This is a genomic window from Chitinophaga agri (genome assembly GCF_010093065.1).
GTDB lineage: Bacteria > Bacteroidota > Bacteroidia > Chitinophagales > Chitinophagaceae > Chitinophaga > Chitinophaga agri.
This window is the reverse complement of record NZ_CP048113.1, coordinates 7,619,955-7,640,299: the sequence shown is the minus strand read 5'-3', so window position 1 is coordinate 7,640,299 and position 20,345 is coordinate 7,619,955. Positions and strand designations below refer to the sequence as shown.

Below are 20,345 nucleotides of genomic sequence, written 5' to 3'. Positions count from 1 at the left end.
TATAACTCATTAACTCAATATATTATAGCAGAAAAAGGCAGGCCATTGTCATGACCCGCCTTTTCTGAAAAATTGAAACATTGTTATCAGATGGATTCTTCGTAAACGTTACCGAATCTATCGGTAGCTTTCACCGTGATCTTCTTCGCATCAGGTGAAGGTTTGGCGAAGAACATGTGATCGTTGAGTGTAGGCTCTACAAACTTACGGGTTTTAGGAAGCGTTGGACCTAAATACAGTTCTACTGCCCATGGATCGTAAGCCACACGATGCTCCATAGGGCCTTTTAATACACCATCTTCATACCATTCCACTTTCCACTTGCTATCCCAGTTCCATACATTAGCTGAGATCTCATCAGGCGATTCCTTTATTTTTCCTTTCGGATAGATACGTAGCTGGGTTTCTTTTGGTAAGCCGGTTGATTTATAATACCATTTGATATCTGTACCATCTACTTCGTATACACCATAACCACTTGGTGTACCATCTCCGCAGATCGGACCGGTCCACCATGCACCACATACCGTACCATGGTTGTGCTCCATGATATCTCCCTCTTCCCAGTTATCATTAAAGTGCGTATGTCCACTCATGATATGTACTTTAAAAGGAGCCAGCATCTTGTACAGCTGTTTTCTGTTGGCAACGGTACCTCCACCTATTTCCTCCGGTTTTCCGTTCCGTCTCTGCTGACCTGTGAAGGTCGGGATATGTGTACTCAGCACGATCAGGCTACCTGGTTTCACATTTGCGAGGTCCTGTTCCAGCCATTGCAACTGATTCTCCGTGATATAACCGATGTAGCTTTTAGCAGCACCTACAAAGAAGACGTCATCCAGTACGATATAGTGCACCTCTCCCCTGTTATAGGAATAATACGTAGGACCGAACTGTTTTTTGAAGGTATTGGCAGATCCGTCATCTGTACGGGCTTCGATATCCAGATCATGGTTGCCGATCACGTTAAAGAAGGGAATACCAGATTTAGACACCGCTTCTTTATAATCGGCAAACAGTTCAAACTCATCCCAAACCAGGTCTCCACAACCGATACCATGCAGCAACGTGTCTTTAGGATAGGATTTCACCAATGCCTGCAGGTCCGGTACTGACTGGCTCATTAACTGCTCCACATCTTTCTTTGATTTCACCTGTGGGTCCGCCCAGACTACAAACGTATGTTTGCGGTCGTCCACTTTCAGTCTTTCCAGGCTGAAATCATGCTTTATCACCGCATTACCTTTCGTCAGTGGCTTATAGAATGCTGCGATGCCCTTTTCTTCCGGAAACGCATATCCCGCTGGTACACTGATATATACAAACTCCGCAGTCGCATTGCTTTGCAGCAGGTAATCGCCATTCCTGTCAGTCAGTACGATATTGATACCGTCTGTGACCTGTACGCCGGGAATACCTTTACCATTGCTCTGCACTTTTCCCTTTAACGTGATGTTGGAAAGGTCAATGTTACCTTTTTTGAATAATGGCATTGCGTTCAGCATTACCGAAGGCACTGTGAGCAGTGATCCCGTAATACCAAGATTCCTTAGGAATTTTCGTCTGTTAAGCGTCATAACTGTTTAATCTTTTATTTAAGAACTGTAGCGCCTTCGCCTTCAATATCTGAAAGCGGAGAAGATTTAGTAAGCAGTCTGTTGTTCTGTGCTCTTGCCCTTACCCACTTACCCAAAGCCGGATTGTACATACCACCCAGCATATTGAAATAGCCCAGGTCAGCTGTGTTGTAAACCAGGCTGAGTGTATTAGATCCCTGTCTGTAGAACGGCTGTTGTGCCATGGTGATCGGGTTAATGATATCATAGAAATCGGTGTTGGCTATACGGTAACCTTTACCCGATTGATACAGGCTACCGCCTGTGGCGATAAAGATCACATCTACCGGTGTAGAATTGACTGTCACGGCAGAGTCCTTAAATACGGCTATACCAGAAGCGTTACCACTATTAGGCAGCAGACCGCCTGTCTTCAGGCCGAAACCATCACCATCATTCTTAGTGTAGTCAAATGCTCTCACCCAGTTGGACGTTGCCATGTCTGTAGAACCGGAACCATTGATCTTTTTACCGGCACCCCCTACATAGAAGAAAGTACCTTTCGCCGCTTTCCCCTGGCTCAGGCTAAATTTGTAGGTTCGCATATTACCGGTAGCCCAGCCCTGCGAAGGGTAGCCCGTAGGTGTAGATGCATTGGCATTATTCGTTACAACCACTGCATATGGTGTCGCTGCGAAGTCGATATCCGTTGTCGCCATCAGCTGCACATATTCATAGTTACCATCACCACCTGCCACATCACTCATGAAACCAGTGATCAGTACCGGAGCCACCTGTATATCAGAGCTAAGCTTCCTTACATCCGCACCGGTACGTACCCTGAACTGTGGCACCAGCTGTCCTTCCTTCACCTGTGTATTGAATACGATCCCAAAATAGTTGGCATTCACGAAAGCAGGGTCTTTTGCGAAAGACGCAGCTGCTTCCGTATGTAAGATAATATCACCAAAACCATCATTCAGGGTCTTATCTCCGGATAGTACATCCGTTGGCGTTGGCAGCGGATCAAATGTCCCTTTTACGATCACTGACAATGTACTCTCATACGTATCAGGACTGGTCTGCATCTGGCCGATCGTTACACGGTTAATAGGTATCTCATTACCGGAAGATACTTTCTCTATATCGCCCCTGGTTACCCCCTTGATCTCCAGGATGCCATTTACTCTCGATAGTGTTTTACCTTCCACATGTATGATAACGGAATCTCCCGGCACGAAGGAAGCAGCATCTGCGCCCAGCGGAATAGAGATACCACGCAGGGCAGATAAGCGGCGGGCGTCCTGCACTACCAGCAGGCCCTCCGGCAGGTTACCACCTGAATGATCGGATACGACCATCGCAGCCAGGCGTGTACCCCCTTTCATATTGTCTCTGTTCAGTACCAGGTCTTCACCCCTGTACAGGTTCCTGATGTCGAATATGGCGATATAGGGACTTATCTCAGCGCCCGGATAAGTATCCTTTACACATCCCCCCAGGGAGATGAATGATGTTAAATAGAAAGCGTATAAGAATATCTTTTTCATGACAGTATTTTTCGTATTGAATGATCAATTATGGTTTTTGCCACCAAACCTGGGTAGAGATCTGATCTGCCCCCTGTCTGGCAACTGCCAGTTTATAATTTGTCGGATTGGTGGACTGCACATACACAGGGTAGGTCATTCTCGCTGGCATCACACCGCCATTCTTCAGACCTGCACCTTTTGGCAGGTACGGGTGACCAGTACGACGATATTCAAACCACTGCTGCATATCTGTCAGGAACAAGGCATAATACTTCTGTTTGTGAATACGTTCCATCTTATCCTCAAATGACAGCTTATCGTCCCACTCAATATCCGCGGCAGTCAGGAAGTCCTTAATAGGCACCGCATAGTTAGGCAACCATAAGGTAATACTGTTCAATGCACCGTCGTTATAGTAAGTCTCTGCTGATCCTGTGATCCATCCTCTGATAGCTGCTTCTGCCAGGATGAACTTCACTTCCGCATAGTTCATCATCATACCGGTCATCGGCTCTGTCATCAGTGACACAGCAGAGGTATTGGAATAGAAATAACATTTCTTCACAGGATTCTCTCCGGGCGCATACCCACTGGGAATACCCTGGTAGGAACCAGAATAAGGTGCAATACCCCATCTGTTAATACTACTGGTTCCATAGGTAGGGATATCGATACGCGGGTCATTCCAGGAGCTCAGGTTATCGATGAAGAAGCTGGCAATACCAGGCGATCTGAAGTCCTGCTCTCTCACACCGATATATGGAGACGTCAGCGGACCAACACCTGTCCACCTCAGAATAGCCGATTCTGCGTTGCTGGCCATAATAGGATAAGTGGTCGTCTCTACGATCTGCCTGATCTTCGCCTTACAGAACTCCGTCATTTCTGATTTGCCGGAAACCCTCAGCAGCAAACGTAAATACAGTGAGTTACCGAACTTGCGCCAGTTAGCTACCACACCACCATACACAGGGTCGCCGCCGCCATTGATGGCAGTACCTGCAGACAACCAGGTATTGGCAGAATCCAGTTTGTTGAAAATATCCATATAGATATCCTTCTGCGCATCAAAGGCTGGTTCATAGATAGCGCTGTCCCTTGCCTCGTTGGAGTGGAAATAAGGTATGTCTCCATAAGTATCTGTCAGGATGGAATAGACCCATGACTGACAGATAACAGAGATACCCATATAGGATTTGTTGTAGTTCAGTGGCTGACTGGCCACTTTATACATATCCTTAAAGTTGGTCAGTTCGGAATACAGACCATTGTACAGATAGTCGGCCCAGGTGGCGCGGTAATCATATCTGAACACCTTACCTTCTGCATCACTCGCATCTACCGTTACCTGCATCAGTTCATTGTTGAAGTTGCGGTTACGGAGCATGTTATACCCCAGCGTTCCCACCAGTGCCGGCGCCATCAGCTGCTGCGGCAATGCTGTCGGTGTGCCGTTAGGATCGGTATTGGTTGCTGTAAAGTCTTTTGTACAGGATGAGAACAACATACTTCCCATCACGATGACAGCTGATATTTTATTTATAATGTGCTTCATTACTTTTTGGATTAGAATACAAGTACCAGGTTAGCGCCCATTGTACGGGTAGAAGGGAACTGTCCTACTTCAAAACCCTGTACGATATCAGTTCCGGTAATAGTACCGAATTCAGGATCGAACATTGGCCATGGAGACCAGATGAACAGGTTACGGCCGTATACACCGAACGTCGCACGCTGGAAGCCCATACGCTTTGCCACTTTAGGGTGCAGTGTATAATCGAGACGCGCTTCCCTGAACTTGATAAAGTCAGTACGGAAAGTGCTGCCTTCTGCGTTGTCTACACCATAATGAGAACGGTAGTATTCATCGATATCTGTAGCGATAACATCATTCTTTTTATACTTACCATCTCCATCTGCTATCACACCATTACCAATGATACCATTGTAGCGGCCGGGCAGGGTGTTAGTTGTTTTACCCTGTTCTGCCAGTTTGTAATGCATCAGTGAGTGTGCTACCGCACCATACTGCGCATCGAACAGCAGGCTCAGATGGAACTGTTTGTAGTTGAAATCATTGCTGAAACCGAGTTTCCATTTAGGAATGGTATTACCCAGATATTTAACACCTTCTGTGATCAGTGCGACACCGGTTGTTTTATCATAGATAACCTGTCCGTCGGGAGCACGCTGATAACCACGACCATACAGGTCACCCATACTACCACCTACCTGTGCTACGATCTGACCACCACCTACGTAACCAGTTTTCAGTACCAGTGAACTATCCACCAGTTTCTCGATCCTGTTACGGTTAGCAGAGAAGACTACATTGGTCGTCCATTTAAAATTCTTTGTCGACACTGGCATACCATTCAATGCCAGCTCAATGCCTTTATTGCTTACCTCACCGGCATTCACCAGTACGGTAGTATAACCAGAAGCGCGGTCAACAATTCGGTTCAGGTGCTGATCTCTCGATAAGCCTCTGTACAATGTCAGATCGAAACCTACACGGTTGTGGAAGAATTTGGCTACTGCACCCGCTTCATAAGAGATCGTTCTGAGAGGTCTCAGGTTAGGATTGGCCAAACCTGCAGGATTTTCCAGACCGCCACTATATAAACTACCTGCAGACTGATACACATAGGCCGTCTGGTAAGCGGTCGTACCACCACTACCTACAGCAGAAGCAGAGAACCTTACTTTAGCGTAGCTTATTTCTCCTGGCATTTTGAACGCTTCGGATATAATAAAGCTGGTGTTAGCTGAAGGATAGAAGAAGCCCGCGTTAGTTGTACGACGCGGTGTGGCGAGTGTACTGGCCCAGTCCTGGCGCGCAGTGAAGTCTACAAAAAGAAACTCTTTATAACCCAGGGCCAGTAGTCCGTATACACTATTGAATGCATATCTGGATCTGTAAGGCATTGTCACTAATGGACCAGCAGCATTCGACATACTGTAGATACCCGGATAAGTGAGGGAGTCAGCACGCACCTCATCTTTGTTGTAGGTGTTCTTCAGCGTACTTCCACCAGCTGTTGCAGATAAGGTGAGTTCTCTTGCCAGCTTCGTGTCATATTTCAACAGGAAGTCTGTGCTGGATTCCATACCAAAGATGTTCTGTGTACGGTAGCTGCCTCTCTGGAACTTGGCACCCGCATCATACGGACGTTTCTGCTCACGGTGTTCATTGGCGAAGTCAATAGATGTTCTTACCTGCAGACTCAGCCCCTTCACGATATTATAGGTTGCCTGTACGTTACCGGTGATGCCATGACGGTTGGTTTCATTCAGGAACTCATACGCCACCGCATACGGGTTTTCGGGGAAGGAACTGAACGGATACTTGATCTGTTTACCTTCCATGCCATTACCCCAGTAATCTCTTAGCCAGTCCAGGTTAGCATTTGGCTGCCAGAAGATGTACCAGTACATTAAAGACTGGTTACCATAACCGGAACCTGGCAGGTTATCACTGAATTTGTTTGTATAGTTCACTTTGGAAGAAATCTGTAATTTGTCGTTCACCTTTGAGTTAACGGAGATGGCTACTGTATTACGGCCATAACCGGTATTCGGAATGATCCATTTATTGCTCACATTCGTGAAGGAGAAACGCGCCGTTGTTTTATCAGTACCACCGTCCAGGCTTACAGAGTTGGTATAGGTCTGACCTACATTGAAGAACTGCTGCAGCTGATCTTTATACGGTACCCATGGTGTTCTTTCCTTACCCACTGTTTGTGTAACAGGGTCATACTGAAAAAACTTTTGTCCTTCGAAACGCGGACCATATGCAGAGCTGGTACCACTCGTGCTTGCACCATCAGCAGAAGCGCCATAGGAATAATAGGCAGCACCATCCAGGCCCTGGCCATATTCATATTGCAGAGAAGGCCAGCGGTTCACCTGTTCAACAGATGCGTTTGAATTGACAGTCACGCCCAGTCCCTTTCTTTTCGGGCTACCAGATTTAGTCGTGATGATCAGTGCACCATTTGCACCACGCTGGCCATATAATGCCGCAGCACCGGGGCCTTTCAGTACGGTGATAGATTCGATATCTTCCGGGTTGATGTCATTCAGGCCGCTACCATAATCAGCCGGCATGTTATCACTACCGGTACCATATGGCGTTTCACCACTGATAGCACTACGACGGCCGCTACTCTGGTTGATCACTACCCCGTCTACCACGATCAGTGCTTCGTTATCACCATTCAGGTTACTCTCACCACGAAGGATGATCTTATTGGAACCGGTAGGACCCGCATTGGATCTCACCAGGTTCAGACCAGCTACCTTACCTGATAATGCATCCGTCCAGTTGTTGGAAACAGCTTCCGTCAGCTGTTCATTTTTAACAACAGTGGCTGCATAACCCAGCGCTTTCTCTTCTCGTTTGATACCCAGCGCGGTAGTAACGACTACTTCGCTCAGTGCCTTTGCATCAGGGATCATCTGTACATTGAGTGTCTGGGTTTCATGTACCGGTATAGTACGAATGGTATATCCAAGGAAGGAGAATACCAGGGAAGTACCACCGGCAGGAACAGAGATGGTATACTGTCCGTCCGCATTCGTAACAGTACCTCTGTTACCACTCTTCGGACGTACATTCACACCGATCAGGGCATCACCTTTTTCATCAGACACCTTACCGCGGATAACGATATCAGGTTGTCTGCGTGCGATCACGAATGAGTTACCGTTACGGATAAACTGGTACTCGGTATTGCTCAGGGCAGCTCTCAATATTTCAGGAACAGTGGCCTCTTTCAGCTTTACTGTCACCTTTATATTGCTGTTCACTTCGTCTTCGCTATGGTTAACGACAAAGGAAGTGTTCTTCTGGATAAACTGAAATACATCTTTCAGCGGCTGACCTTCCATAGCGATGTCAAGCCTTTTTTCGCCCGTTTGCGCATAGGAAGCAGGCATGAATGCAGTAAGGAATAATAGTACCAGCAGCCCCGCATTCCTGATAATCCCTTTCAGTTGCGGACAGCAATTCCCTAGCGGGCCACCCCGCTTATTTGTACTTTTGTCCATTCAATTATAATTTAGCTTTTGTACCGAATTTGTTCACACCCCACAGTGGGCAGTGTTATTGTATTTGTATTAGGTTGTCTGTAATAGTATATTCAATGTTACCCATCAGCTTCAGCTGCTGCATGATATTATTAATACTGTTATTCCTGAAAGTAGCAGTGAATCTACGTTTCAATATGGTTGAATCTTTCACTTCAAATCGTACCGCATATTTATGTTGTAATACATGTAATACTTCCTGTAGAGTGGCGTCCTGGAAATTAAACTCTCCTCTTATCCAGGCGGTTGTTGCTGAGATGTCGATGTCCTGTTTTGTAAATGTCCCTTTATACTTATCTAACACTGATCCATTGCCTGCTACTAATTCGAGCCATGGTCCTGCTTTTAAGAAGCTCTCGAGTGCTACTCTTCCGCTATTGACCGAAACGGAAGCCTTATGTTCTTCTTTATAATCTCTTACGGAGAATGAGGTTCCCAATACCCGCACTCTCATTTGTTGCGTTTTTACTACAAACGGATGTGCTGCGTCTTTGGCGATCTCGAAATAAGCTTCGCCATCTTTCAGATAAACCATACGCTCCTTACTATCAAAGTTGTCAGGATAAAGTAGTTCACTGCCCCCGTTTATGATGATGCGTGTACCATCTTTCAATACCAGTGTAGCATGATTGCCATCAGCCACTTTCATGGTATGATAACGTTTTGCTGGCTGTCCGCTCTTTCTGATAAAGATGCCGGCATTCTTTCTCAGCAGAAAAGTACTACCCATTACCAGCACCAGGATTGCGGCGTACTGGCTCACTTTTCGCCAGCGGGCCAACAGGATGACCTTACCTGGTTTGAGGGTTTGTTTCAGACGGGCGAGTGCAGCACCTACTTCTTCATCCGGCAACTGGTGATCAGCTTTCTGTATATACTCCTCCACGGGGAATAATGCAGCGCGCTCATGTTCTGTCAATGCATCTAATAGTTGTTGCAGTTCCTTTTTTTGTGCGGCGCTTAATTTACCTGTGCTGAGATCTTGCAATCGTTTCCGGATATACTGTAGATGCATTTAGCTGACTTAGTTTATTATAATAACAGTAAAATGATTACGGCACCGTCAGGCTTTCAGGTTAAGGAATTGTTACCAAAGAAAAATAAAACTGGCAAGGCGGGTACGTAAGGTGCGGAGTACTCTTCCGATATAGCGTTCAACGGTCTTTTCAGATACACCTTCCTGTAAGGCGATCTCTTTGTAGGTAAGACCTTCCTCGCGGTTTAAGAGATAGAAGCGGCGTGCGGATTCGTCTTGTGTATTAATGGTATGATCGATGATCTGCTGCTGTTCTTTTACTTCCATATGATTGGCGGCAGCACTTGTTTCAATAAAGACAGTGGCGTAGGCATCCTGTTGTTTTTTCTCCCTGAGCACTCCTTTCAGGTGATCAAGGAAACAGTTGCGCGCGATGATCAGAATGTATCTCAGCGTCTCTTCATCTTCCTCCGGCAGGAGTTCCAGTTTTTGCCAGACCTTCAGATAGGCCTCCTGTGCAAGGTCCCGGGCGAGATCTTTATCACTGCTGATTTTCTCCAGGTATGCGACAGTATTTGCATAGGTCTCTTTAAATAGCCTGTCAAAGTACATCTCAGGGTCAGATGAAGCACTATATGTAGTTTTAATTCGCATCTTTTTTTACCTGGTGTTTACGGAACAAAAGTACACCGTCATTGTAAAGGGAATGTTAAGCCTGTCCGAACATTACTGCATAGCCCTGAACAATGTTCGGGATATACGTATCAGCGTTACATAGCGGCATGAATGTTTCACCTGACAATTCAGAGGTGGTAGCTGTACCTGTTATTTTTCAGGGCGCTAAAATAAAGGGGCAATGTTAAGTTTGAATTAAGTAATTGTTAAGTTAAGTAGATATTTCAGGGGAGGTCTTCCCGGAACAACGGTGCTGTTCAGGCGGATATCACAATTGTGCCTGGCACCCATACTAATTGGGTAATATAGTATCACTAAGAGGGCACCAAAAGGGCACTTCGATATCCAATGGATATTGAAGTACCCTTTTGGTGCCCTCTTAGTAATAGAATAGTGAGCCTATCAGGTGCTTTTTTAACACCTTTCGGATACATGGCAGATAAACAGCAGGTATTAACCGGATAACCTGTATTTCAACCATTTACTAAAGGAAAAACAACAAAAAAGCCCGTGCAAGCAGATTGCTTGCACGGGCTCTATAAATATGATCCCAGTAAGATTAACTACTGTTGCTGCGCATTCTTAATACTATCCTTCCTGGCTTTTTCTTCTCTCTTCGCCTTTTTCTTAAAGTACCCTCTCAACAGGAAATTATGCTGCAATGCTTCCAGGTCCTCATCCAGTTTACCGGTGCTTACATTCAGGTTGCGCAACGTCTGTTTCAGGTCCTCACCTGACTTCGGATCATTCAGCAACACCCCTATCGGAGAAGTCGCACTGTTCAGATTCTGATTCAGTCCTTCAGTGGTACTCTTCAGATTAGATACGACAACATTCGCATTACCTGCCACATCTTTCATCTGGGCGACAGCAGTACGCAGATTACTGAATACAGTTGTATCAGTGATCAGGTCATTTGTCAGCGACCCCTCCCTACGCAGGTTCGAGGCATAATCAGCCAGACCTTTCGTAAGTCTCTCGGCATTGTTAGCTGCCTTCTCGAAGGTTACCATGGTCTGCGCAAGGTTATTGTAAAGTGACTCGTCGGTCACCAGTTTACCAAGCGTACCTTCACCATCAACAATACGCTGGCTGAGGGTTTTCAGGTTCCCCGTGATGACAAGCAATTGTTTGTTATTTTCCTGGAGGGTGGTCATGATCTCATCAGGGCTGATGGCCACTGCTATTTTGAGCTGATCGCCATCCTCGATAGGCGGTGTACCGTCAGAGCCGCCGGACAATGCAATGATCTTGTTACCTACCAGGCCATCGGAACCTACTTTCGCTAATACATCTTTATGTATGAACTTGGCTGAGCTTTTCTCAATGTTCATATCCACCTGTATCTTATCATGCTCCATAAAGGTGATCTTCTTAACAGTTCCGACTTTCACACCAGAGTACCAGACGTTGTTGCCAGTCTGAACGCCGCCGATGTCAGAGAAAGTAGCAGTCACTCTGATTGCGCTAACAAATGCCTTCTTTTGTCCTCCAAGTGTAAGTACGCCTACTATAACGATCAGCAAGCCTATAAATATAAAAATGCCTACTATTACAGAGCGTCTGTTGCTTGTTTCTTTCATATCTTACTGTATAAAATTATAGTCATAAAATTCATTGATGAGTTCATCCTTGGTGCTGAATACCTCATCAAAGGTGCCCTGTTTTACAAACTTTCCTTCTTTCATCACGACGATCTTATCGCCTACGTCTTTGGCGCACGTAAGGTCATGGGTGATGATAATTGAACTTGTATGGAAGCGGCGTTGTACTTCGTTAATCAGATTATTGATCTCAGTACAGGTGATGGGGTCCAGGCCGGCGGTCGGTTCATCATATAACATGATGTCCGGACGGAGGATCAGTGTACGGGCGATACCGATACGTTTACGCTGTCCACCGGATAATTCTGAAGGCATCTGGTCAATGGTTTTTGCCAGGCCAACAGCTTCCAGGGTCACATTCACCATTTTTCTTACCTGTTCGTTGGTGATCTTCGGCGTATTTCGTTTCAGTGGGAAAGCCAGGTTTTCCCCTACGGTCATACTGTCATATAAGGCACCATTCTGAAAACAGAACCCTACTTTCAGACGGAGTTCACGCAGGTCCTGTGTGCCGAGTTTATCGACTTCCTTACCCAGCACATTTACGAAACCGGCATCCGGCTTTAGCAGTCCTGCGATAATTTTGATCAAGACCGACTTACCGGTACCGGAACGGCCCAATACCACCACGTTCTCACCTTTGTGCACGGTGATGTCAATACCACGCAAAACGTGATTGCTACCAAACGACTTATAGAGGTCATGGATATCAATCACTTTCTCGTTCATATTTATTTCCGGCGTAAATGACTTCATATTAACGGATAGAATTGGCAATTTGAACAATAAATATCTCTTCGATAAAGATCAGGAACATAGAAATTACCACTGAGATGTTCGCTGCTTTACCTACCCCCTGGGTACCCTGTGTAGCATGATAACCCTGGTAACTACTCACCACGCCAATTGTAAAGCCAAATACGACGGCCTTGACGCCCGTAGTGATAAAGTCCAGAAAGGATATATTCTTAAATGCTTCCTGAAAAAAACTGACAAAAGACGTTTGCTCGTTCAGATGGATATCGAGGTAGGAGCCTAATAAACCTACGAGACCAGTATAGCCTACCAGGATAGGAATGGAGATGGTAGTGGCCATTACCCGGGTAGTGACAAGAAATTTAAATGGATTAATAGCAGAAACCTCCATGGCATCAATTTGCTCTGTTACACGCATGGAGGCTAGCTCGGCACCGATACTGGACCCAACTTTACCGGCACAGATCAGTGCTGTTACCAGCGGCGCCAGTGCCCTGATCACTGCAATAGCGATCAGCGAAGGCAACCAGGAGGTCGCACCAAATTCAGAAAGTGACGGTCTGGATTGTTTTGTAAATACAAGACCAGTGATGAAGCCGGTCATGGTGATCAGCGCCAGCGACTTATATCCCACCTGATAACACTGACGAATCACTTCACGTATCTCTATAGGCCGTTTGAAGGCCTCCGTAAAGATCCTGGCGATGAATAGAAAGATGTTGTAAATGTCTTTGAAAAAACCGTCAATACCTTTCGATATGACTGGCTTTTCCGGTTGTTCGATGTTTGAGTCCATTCGTTGTTATTAAGAATTTGCTAAGATAAGCCGCCTGTTATTCATTACTAAATACAATTTTAGTTCTCATTTGTTAAACCACCCGGTTACCTATGGGCAAATTTCAGGTAAAATTCCAAGATACGGACTTATCCGCAATAGGATTGCATATATAACTATTTAATAATAAAAATTTAAATGCAGGTGTATGGAAAAGATTGGTAATACAAATAAACATGTAGCTAAAGTTGCACACCGTTCAGCCGTTGTGTGCAACTTTGACTACGGCCGGACAAGTCTTACAGCAGACGTAACTGGCTGGTACAGGTTAGCTTACCGGGTCAATACCCCATGACCGCATGACGTCATTGCTGAAGATACCAGCTGTAGCAGGTTCAATGATCCTTGACCTTGCAAGCAGGAATTTATCAAGACTGTCACCATACATGCGACGGAGCCGGTCAGGATGGATCGTACTCATCTTTCCCCAGTGGAATGTGAAGGGTATTTGTAACTGCTCCAGCTTATCCCAGACGGCGTCGTAAAAACGCTGTGTTTCCGGAGTCAGGACCGCGTCCAGTTCCATTACACAGGTAACAGGTGCAAATCGTGTAAATGCCAGCGTAGCAGGAGAAGACTTCACAAAACGAAAGGCAAACAACCCGACGAAAGGTCCATCAGACTCATTCACAGCCATCAGGGTCTGCACGACCTGTGTTACAGCTGTAAGCGGTATTCCGACGGCAGCACTGGCAATCTTTCCTCTCAGCGTGGTATTATTAAAGATCTCTCCTAACCGGCCAAATTGCTGTTCGTGTATATTGAGGCTCTCGCCCAGTACCTTCGTTACCAGCATGGGTACAGCCCCGGGGATAATACCTGCCAGCTTTCCGATAAAACAGGGAGCATCATCTCCCGGGCCGATACCCGCGCCATTGGGCTTAGGGGGCGTATAGCCTTCCTTGTAAGGCCGTTTATACATGGTGGTCGCATATACACCGTTCTTCATATCATAGGGGTTAATCATCATCTGCATATGGAACGGGCGCTCCCCTGGACAGGGTAAGTGAGGATTGGAAAAATCCAGGAGTGTCAGTTGCCGGATCAGGGCGTCATCATATGGCACCCGCCGCTGATAGGACTCCAGCAGAAAATCGTCTACCGCTTCTATCATTACACCATGCACAAATCCCATAGCGCCTACGCCCACCAATGCAGCATCAAACACCTCATCATCCCGCATCAGGTCCGCTCCCAGCCTGTCGGCAAAGCTATCCCCCATTACCGGGTAGGAAGCCCGCTCCAGCCATAGCTGACTGTCCGGCCCTGTAATGATATGCAGCGCCACAACATTTTCCTGCAAAGCACCAAAATCCAGTGCCGCGCCATGTGTTCCCGTGGCTATTGCGCCGGCAATGGTTTGTCCGTTACTGGCCCCACTGGAAGACAATGATTGCCCCCGTCCATGCAGATACTTGTTCAGTTCCCAGATGCGGTTGCCGCATTGGGCGAGACACAGGTACTTCGGATCTCCCTTATACCGGGGAGAAACACTGGTGGAAGAGACGGGAAAGCGGATATTCAGTGGTTTGGTGTTTAGAATAATGCCCCGGCTTGCAGCAATAGGCGTGAAAGACCAGCTTCCCCCCAGGGCTCTTAACGGCGTATTACTCTGTATAGCCTCACGGATGATCTGCTGTATACCTTTGGTGGTATCGTTGTAGATCTCCAGGGCAGTACCAGTCGTTTCATTGGCAAGATCATACAGGTCTTTTACAGGCTGTGAAAAAGTACCATGCTCATTACTCCAGGAGAATGAACCATTCCTGATAATTTTCATAACGGATAATTTTGGGGTGAGGAATATTACAGCGGATCGGCTGTTGGTGTGCAAGGAGTTGCACACTGCCACTCCAATGTAAGCGGACAATAAATACCCAGTGTACAAACTGTCAGTAAGGCGTTACCCAGGTTATTCTTCACTTTTACTTCGGCCACCCCATTGACACCCAATGAGTCGCATACCGGCGTTTGAATGATCTGTGGTTTATTGATCAATCCCCAGAAGAGACTACAGGTCCGGATCTTGTTTCGGGGGGAAGCTCCTGTAGAAGATAAGGCATGGGTGGCTATCCGATATGAATAACAGCTACCGAAACATAGCAATATCAGAGACAGCAGACCGGCTCTGAACATGTTGTGGGATTGGGGGCAACGCATGGTAAGATTATTTCTACTAAAGTAACTATTAAGCAGCGGAAAAGTTCAGGTGGAAATACCTGATTACGGTACGCTGGCTGCCGCCCCATCCGGCCAAAACCATGTTTTGTACATTTATTCTGAGGGTTTATCAATTGACTCCCGGCGGCACAGCGGTTACATTTGCTGTATGAAACACAAAGTTGATAAAAAGGATCTCAAAAAACGCCTTTCCTTTGTAATGATGGCCCAGCTGGACGGATTAAGCGGAAAGAGTAAGGAAAAGATGGAGGAATATCTGGATAAGCAGCTCGACAAACTGGCTGTATTCTACAAAGACCTATTGAAAAAGCAACACGACAAAGAGACTAAAAAGGCAGCGAAAAATATTATTCAGCATAATGAAGCGCAGCCGCAACCGGCGGTTGTACCGGAACCACCTGCAGTAGCCTCCTGAGAACATAAGGTACTGCATATGAAGATAAACAGGAAAGATTGCTTAAAAGCAGTCTTTCCTGTTTGTTATTGTACCACTACCTGAGCGGTCATCTCAATACAGACCTTTTTACGTCCACAGTCATTTCCTATCATCTATAGCATGTTACGCTGTGAAAAACAGCTCGTTATACGATTACAGGAATACCCTATGCCTCACGCTGGTCTGCGCCCTGCAATCATCATATGCGGGCTCATTGACAGCATCTCCGGATTATTCTCTGTTGCCTTCAGTAATTCCATCTGCTGCTGTTTCTTCACCTCGTCGGCCCTGTTCTCAAAATACTTACTATCCATCCAGATCACCCCCTCCACAGCAAAAGTATCGAGATGGTCAAAGCCAGCAGCCTTTACCTCTGCCACCAGCTGCGATGGCTTATGATAATACGCTTCTGGCAGGATACCCGGCCAGTTGTGGGGCGCATTGTGCAGACCACTGGACAGTTCTTCCTTACACATATCCAGGAACGCTCTGTCATGAATATGACCATTCGCCAACCCAACGAGGGTAGAGGCTGTATGGTTAATAGCAAAGCCGAGCAGCACGCCTCCCGGTTTCAGTACCCTGTATGCCTCTCTAAGCGCCGCGATCCTATCGGACTTTTCCTGTAAATGGTATAGTGGACCGTGCAGGATTACCACATCCACAGCACTGTCAGGCAGTTCCAGATTCCGGGCCTCGCCCAGGATAGCCTTGAATGGATGCTTCTTATATTTAGCCGCTTTTTTTGTGGCCTGTTCTATGTGTTTGGGCACAGGGTCGAACAGGTAAACGTCATAACCGGCTTTGGCCAACCAGGCAGCATATGCACCCGGACCACCTCCTACGTCTGCGACGACGCCTGTTCTTGCCGGCAGGAACCGTTGAATAAGTTCCTTATTGCGTTCAAATTCGAGTGGACCTAATCCCACTTCCAGTCGGATCTCCTCGTAAGTTTCTGAATAAAACTGCTCAAGTGTTTTGCTGACTAAATTAGCCGTCTTCATATTCTGGTTATAGAACGGCAAAATTGTTGATTTTCCGGAAAAACTGCAAGTCTTTTTAGTATGCTTTGGATTATTCACCCATATCAAAATCCGGCGGTGTAGTGGGCAACTTTACACTTTCTTCGTCCGACTGAAGCTCATGGGAAAATATAGGTTTGTCTTTCTCTACTGGTGTCCTCCAGTAGTTATTCAGATAACGGATATCTTTCAACATTTGTTCTTCCAGTGCCTTAAATGCAGGATTGGCCATCCCGTCAATTAACTGAAGAGCATCTGAAATTTTATCGGTCACTTTAACAATCTTGCTACCAGAAGCCTGAAGGAAATCGAAATCCAGAAAATTAAAATTCTCCTGATAACTGCTATCTCGTGTAACCAATATCAGGTTATCCCTTACATTGGCTAATATTATTTCCCAATTGATCTCATCTCCAATCGAATACCTGTCCTTACTAACAGGGGGGCTACCCATCATTTTACGGTTGTATGCCTTTGTGACAATTTCAGGCGTAACATTCAGAATAGCATTTTTGCTGTCACAATGATTAACAAACTCGTTAAAGAAAAAAGTAACCGGGTCTTCTCCCTCAGCTATGATCGCCTTGTCTATGATATTCCTTACCTCTTTCTGTTGCTCATCATATTGTCCTCTCAGCATGATCAGTTTTTTAAACTCAGAAAAACTGTGAAGAAAAGAACTCGAAAACTGTTGTAAGGTACCTTCAGCCAGAAAACGCTTTCTGACATCTCTGATAACGGCCTCCCTGCTACGGGCAAATTCAATAACAACCTGCTCCGTTAAAACTATACTATCAAAATATCTATCAAGTGTCTCTAAAAGTTTTATGGTATCATTATTCGAGCGATAGAAATCAAGAAAAATATTGGTATCAATAAAGATTTTCATAACAATCTGAACATTGATATAATGGTTAACAAATAATGGCGCAAAAAATGGTACTATACTTTACACCTATCCACCACTACAGGATCAATGGGCGCATCAGCCACATACTTTTTCATTGTCTCTATAACGCTTTCCCTTGCTTCGGGACTATTAAAAACACTACTTCTCGCTGTAAGCGTAGTATAGGTAACCATTGTAAAATAAAATCTATCCCCCTGAATCGTAGTCGAACGCACATAAGTTTCTTCTAACTGCGCCTCATTTCTAAAATCTGCCAGCGCTCTCCGGCAGGCATCTTCATTTAGGAACCTGACACTTTGAATAAAACGTTCCCCTATCTCAGGCCGTAGGTCAAATGCATAGTTATTCTCTGCCTTTTTTGTAATAACAAATCTGATCATCTTTTATAATTTCCCATAAAACTACATAAAGCACACCTCGCCACGCACACTGAACAAAACTGGTATTCAATTTATTTACAAGCAGATAGAATGGCTAACCTAAAACACCAAAAATAAAGTTGAACAAAATGAACAGATATCGAAAAATCCCCCTAATTTACATTGTGAAGGTACTCGTTTAACCTATGTTAAAAGCATATCAGACCCGCTGGAACAAACTACGACACTTTACTTTCGATGATGGCACCGCCACTGACTCCTTCGCCCCAAAAACAACCTCTTCACAAAACTGGACAACCGCATTTACAGCACGCGCATTATCAGAACACAAAAAATTCCTGCTGCTATGTAGTGTATCTCCAACAGGCGCTGCACCACCGCAAATAGTAGATAAAACATGGCCTCCAACAGACATCTGGCCTCCTCCCGGGAAAAAGATCCCGCCGATCAAAGCCCCTCCGTTTACCTGGTGCACGAAAATGACCATCGCCTTTACGGCTTATCTCCTGCTTACTTTCGCCTTCTGCATATTCGTATTCCGGCAACCTACCTCTTATTTCATCAATGGTCCGGCGTTCATCATCTTCTTCGCTGTCTATACCGCCTGTATACTGCCCGCCCTCTCCCGCTATCTGCAACACAAACTGAAACAAACTGAGCTGAACGCTATCTGCTGGTTCCATGAAGATGCCTCTCCCTTTCAATCAGCACAATGCTGCTCCGGTGAACACCGCGCATCCGACAACCGTCAAAATGGATACGGCAGGTCGCACAGTGCCAGTAGCAGCAGTTATGAAAGCAGCTGTGGCGGAGGAGAAGGATGCGGTGATGGCAAAACTGATGAATATGAAAAAAACAATAAACTACATTACCTTAACAACGTAACCTGAAAACCTATGTTACAAGCACACCAAACCCTCTGGACGAAGATCAGGGACTTTACTTTCGATGACAGCACAGCAGTCAATACCTTTTCGAAAAAGCTGGCTGCTGAACAGGGCTGGACGCCCGCTTTCACCCAACGTGCGATTGAAGAGTACAGGAAGTTTATGCTACTCTGTTGTATCTCTCCAACCGGCGCTGCACCTTCCAGTGTTGTAGATGAAGTATGGCATCTCCATCTGACCTATACCAAATCCTACTGGATAGATTTCTGCCGGAACACCCTTGAAAAGGATATTCACCACTATCCTTCTGCAGGAGGGACACAGGAAGATGACAGGCACCTTGACTGGTATAAGGCCACACGGGAATTATACCTGCTGACTTTTGAAAGCGCTCCGCCGGAAGATATCTGGCCTGCCCCGGCCACTCAAGTACAGGTACCTGCATACCCACCGGTAGCGTGGACGCAACGACTGAAAATATGGTTCGTTGCGCTGGCAGCATTTCCTTTCATATTCTCAGGGATCGTGTTCAGTCAGCCATTCCCCTTCTATCTGAAAGGTCCGCAGTTCATCTGGTTCTTCATGGTATTTGCCAGCTGTTACCTCATCATGTATCTCCTCTATCAGCAAAAAAGTCAGGAACAGGCCAATGAACTGCTGACTAAATATTTTCCGGAAGATGCATCCCCCTTCCAGGCAGCTGCCTTTGTGTACGGGAAAAGCCGCGCGGTACAAACCGGTATTGTCGATCTGATCAAACGTGGATTACTGGTAGCGGAAGATAACCATTCCTTTAAGGTCAGGAAAAAAGGGTACACTCCACGTCAAAAAGAACTGAATCCGCTCATCGCGGGTTATGAACAGGCAAATGATCAGGCGATCGTTGAATACAGACAGATATACGATAGCTGGTATACTGCTGCTGATGCCAGTCATCCTGTGTTCATTGCCATGGATCAGTTTGCAGTACAGAAACGGCCGTTCATCACCTCACTGCTGGCAATACTCTATGCTTTACCGGCCCTAAGGATCGTACAGGGACTGATCAACCACAAACCTGTTGGCTTCCTGTTCGTGGAAATACTTGTTGTATACTTCCTTTGTATGATCCTGAGAAAAGGCTGGAGACGAGACCTTTCGATGTATAAAAAAGCGAAGGAACTCTTTCAGGCAAGATACGACGGGATAGAACAGCAGACCGATACAGTTGTTCCCAGCTATGCCATGAGAGGTCTGCCGGCTGTAAGCGGTTTCAGCGATATTACTTTCCTCACCGCAGTATTTGCTGCTGATCATATTTCCTCCTTCCGCAATACCTACGGCGATCCTGCCAGTAAAGACTTCGGAGGTGCATCGGGTTGCGGAAGCAGTGGTAGTAGCTGCAGCAGTGGAAGCAGTTGCGGTAGCAGTTGTGGTGGCGGTTGTGGCGGTTGTGGTGGTGGTGATTAGTCGCCATATCCGGCAATGAAGCCCGGAAACATACGATGCCTCCGGGCTATAT

17 protein-coding genes are annotated in these 20,345 nt (G+C 46.0%); 3 read left to right on the top strand and 14 right to left on the bottom strand.

The genetic code is table 11. The features are described 5' to 3' along the window. Positions 1-86 precede the first annotated feature (86 nt). From GWR21_RS30070 to GWR21_RS30020, 11 genes are all read right to left on the bottom strand, one after another. Positions 87-1,493, bottom strand: coding sequence for a calcineurin-like phosphoesterase C-terminal domain-containing protein (locus GWR21_RS30070; RefSeq protein ID WP_238430086.1), 1,407 nt, complete (start codon positions 1,491-1,493; stop codon positions 87-89). Positions 1,494-1,591: 98 nt separating this feature from the next. Beyond that, on the bottom strand, positions 1,592-3,106 hold the full coding sequence (locus tag GWR21_RS30065) for a DUF5689 domain-containing protein (RefSeq protein ID WP_162335384.1): 1,515 nt from the start codon (positions 3,104-3,106) through the stop codon (positions 1,592-1,594). 28 nt (positions 3,107-3,134) lie between these two features. Further along, positions 3,135-4,643 carry a SusD/RagB family nutrient-binding outer membrane lipoprotein gene (locus GWR21_RS30060; protein WP_162335383.1) on the bottom strand — a complete coding sequence of 503 codons (1,509 nt, stop codon included), beginning with the start codon at positions 4,641-4,643 and terminating at the stop codon, positions 3,135-3,137. 11 nt (positions 4,644-4,654) lie between these two features. Next, positions 4,655-8,143, bottom strand: coding sequence for a SusC/RagA family TonB-linked outer membrane protein (locus GWR21_RS30055; protein ID WP_202929014.1), 3,489 nt, complete (start codon positions 8,141-8,143; stop codon positions 4,655-4,657). A gap of 55 nt (positions 8,144-8,198) precedes the next feature. Next, positions 8,199-9,170, bottom strand: coding sequence for a FecR family protein (locus GWR21_RS30050; RefSeq protein ID WP_162335382.1), 972 nt, complete (start codon positions 9,168-9,170; stop codon positions 8,199-8,201). Positions 9,171-9,269: 99 nt separating this feature from the next. Then, the gene (locus GWR21_RS30045) at positions 9,270-9,812 is read right to left on the bottom strand and encodes a sigma-70 family RNA polymerase sigma factor (protein WP_162335381.1); all 543 of its coding nucleotides are present in this window, start codon (positions 9,810-9,812) and stop codon (positions 9,270-9,272) included. A gap of 584 nt (positions 9,813-10,396) precedes the next feature. After that, on the bottom strand, positions 10,397-11,416 hold the full coding sequence (locus tag GWR21_RS30040) for an MlaD family protein (protein ID WP_162335380.1): 1,020 nt from the start codon (positions 11,414-11,416) through the stop codon (positions 10,397-10,399). 3 nt (positions 11,417-11,419) lie between these two features. Continuing rightward, positions 11,420-12,193: an ABC transporter ATP-binding protein gene (locus tag GWR21_RS30035; RefSeq protein ID WP_238430084.1), complete on the bottom strand. Its 774-nt coding sequence runs from the start codon at positions 12,191-12,193 to the stop codon at positions 11,420-11,422. Between the two features lies 1 nt (position 12,194). Continuing rightward, the gene (locus GWR21_RS30030; RefSeq protein WP_162335379.1) at positions 12,195-12,989 is read right to left on the bottom strand and encodes an MlaE family ABC transporter permease; all 795 of its coding nucleotides are present in this window, start codon (positions 12,987-12,989) and stop codon (positions 12,195-12,197) included. Between the two features lie 307 nt (positions 12,990-13,296). Then, positions 13,297-14,808, bottom strand: coding sequence for an FAD-binding protein (locus tag GWR21_RS30025; RefSeq protein ID WP_162335378.1), 1,512 nt, complete (start codon positions 14,806-14,808; stop codon positions 13,297-13,299). A gap of 26 nt (positions 14,809-14,834) precedes the next feature. Then, positions 14,835-15,164: a Bor family protein gene (locus GWR21_RS30020; protein WP_162335377.1), complete on the bottom strand. Its 330-nt coding sequence runs from the start codon at positions 15,162-15,164 to the stop codon at positions 14,835-14,837. A 193-nt stretch (positions 15,165-15,357) separates the two neighbouring features. Here GWR21_RS30020 and GWR21_RS30015 point away from each other — a divergent pair, with 193 nt between their 5' ends. Further along, positions 15,358-15,624 (top strand): hypothetical protein, encoded by a 267-nt coding sequence (locus GWR21_RS30015; RefSeq protein ID WP_162335376.1) that lies wholly within the window; start codon positions 15,358-15,360, stop codon positions 15,622-15,624. Between the two features lie 194 nt (positions 15,625-15,818). On the opposite strand, the gene GWR21_RS30010 is transcribed toward GWR21_RS30015, so the two are convergent. The 3 genes from GWR21_RS30010 to GWR21_RS30000 form a co-directional block, all read right to left on the bottom strand. Then, positions 15,819-16,649: a class I SAM-dependent methyltransferase gene (locus GWR21_RS30010; RefSeq protein ID WP_162335375.1), complete on the bottom strand. Its 831-nt coding sequence runs from the start codon at positions 16,647-16,649 to the stop codon at positions 15,819-15,821. A 70-nt stretch (positions 16,650-16,719) separates the two neighbouring features. Then, the gene (locus GWR21_RS30005) at positions 16,720-17,556 is read right to left on the bottom strand and encodes a PIN domain-containing protein (protein ID WP_162335374.1); all 837 of its coding nucleotides are present in this window, start codon (positions 17,554-17,556) and stop codon (positions 16,720-16,722) included. Between the two features lie 53 nt (positions 17,557-17,609). Next, a complete protein-coding gene (locus GWR21_RS30000; RefSeq protein ID WP_162335373.1) occupies positions 17,610-17,957 on the bottom strand; it encodes a hypothetical protein in 348 nt (115 codons plus the stop codon). A gap of 185 nt (positions 17,958-18,142) precedes the next feature. Between GWR21_RS30000 and GWR21_RS29995 the strand changes: the two genes are divergently transcribed. Together GWR21_RS29995 and GWR21_RS29990 are read left to right on the top strand one after the other, a co-directional pair. Further along, positions 18,143-18,847 carry a hypothetical protein gene (locus GWR21_RS29995; RefSeq protein ID WP_162335372.1) on the top strand — a complete coding sequence of 235 codons (705 nt, stop codon included), beginning with the start codon at positions 18,143-18,145 and terminating at the stop codon, positions 18,845-18,847. Positions 18,848-18,853: 6 nt separating this feature from the next. Beyond that, entirely contained in the window at positions 18,854-20,293 is a 1,440-nt protein-coding gene (locus GWR21_RS29990) for a TIGR04222 domain-containing membrane protein (protein WP_162335371.1), read from the top strand. Positions 20,294-20,345 lie beyond the last annotated feature (52 nt).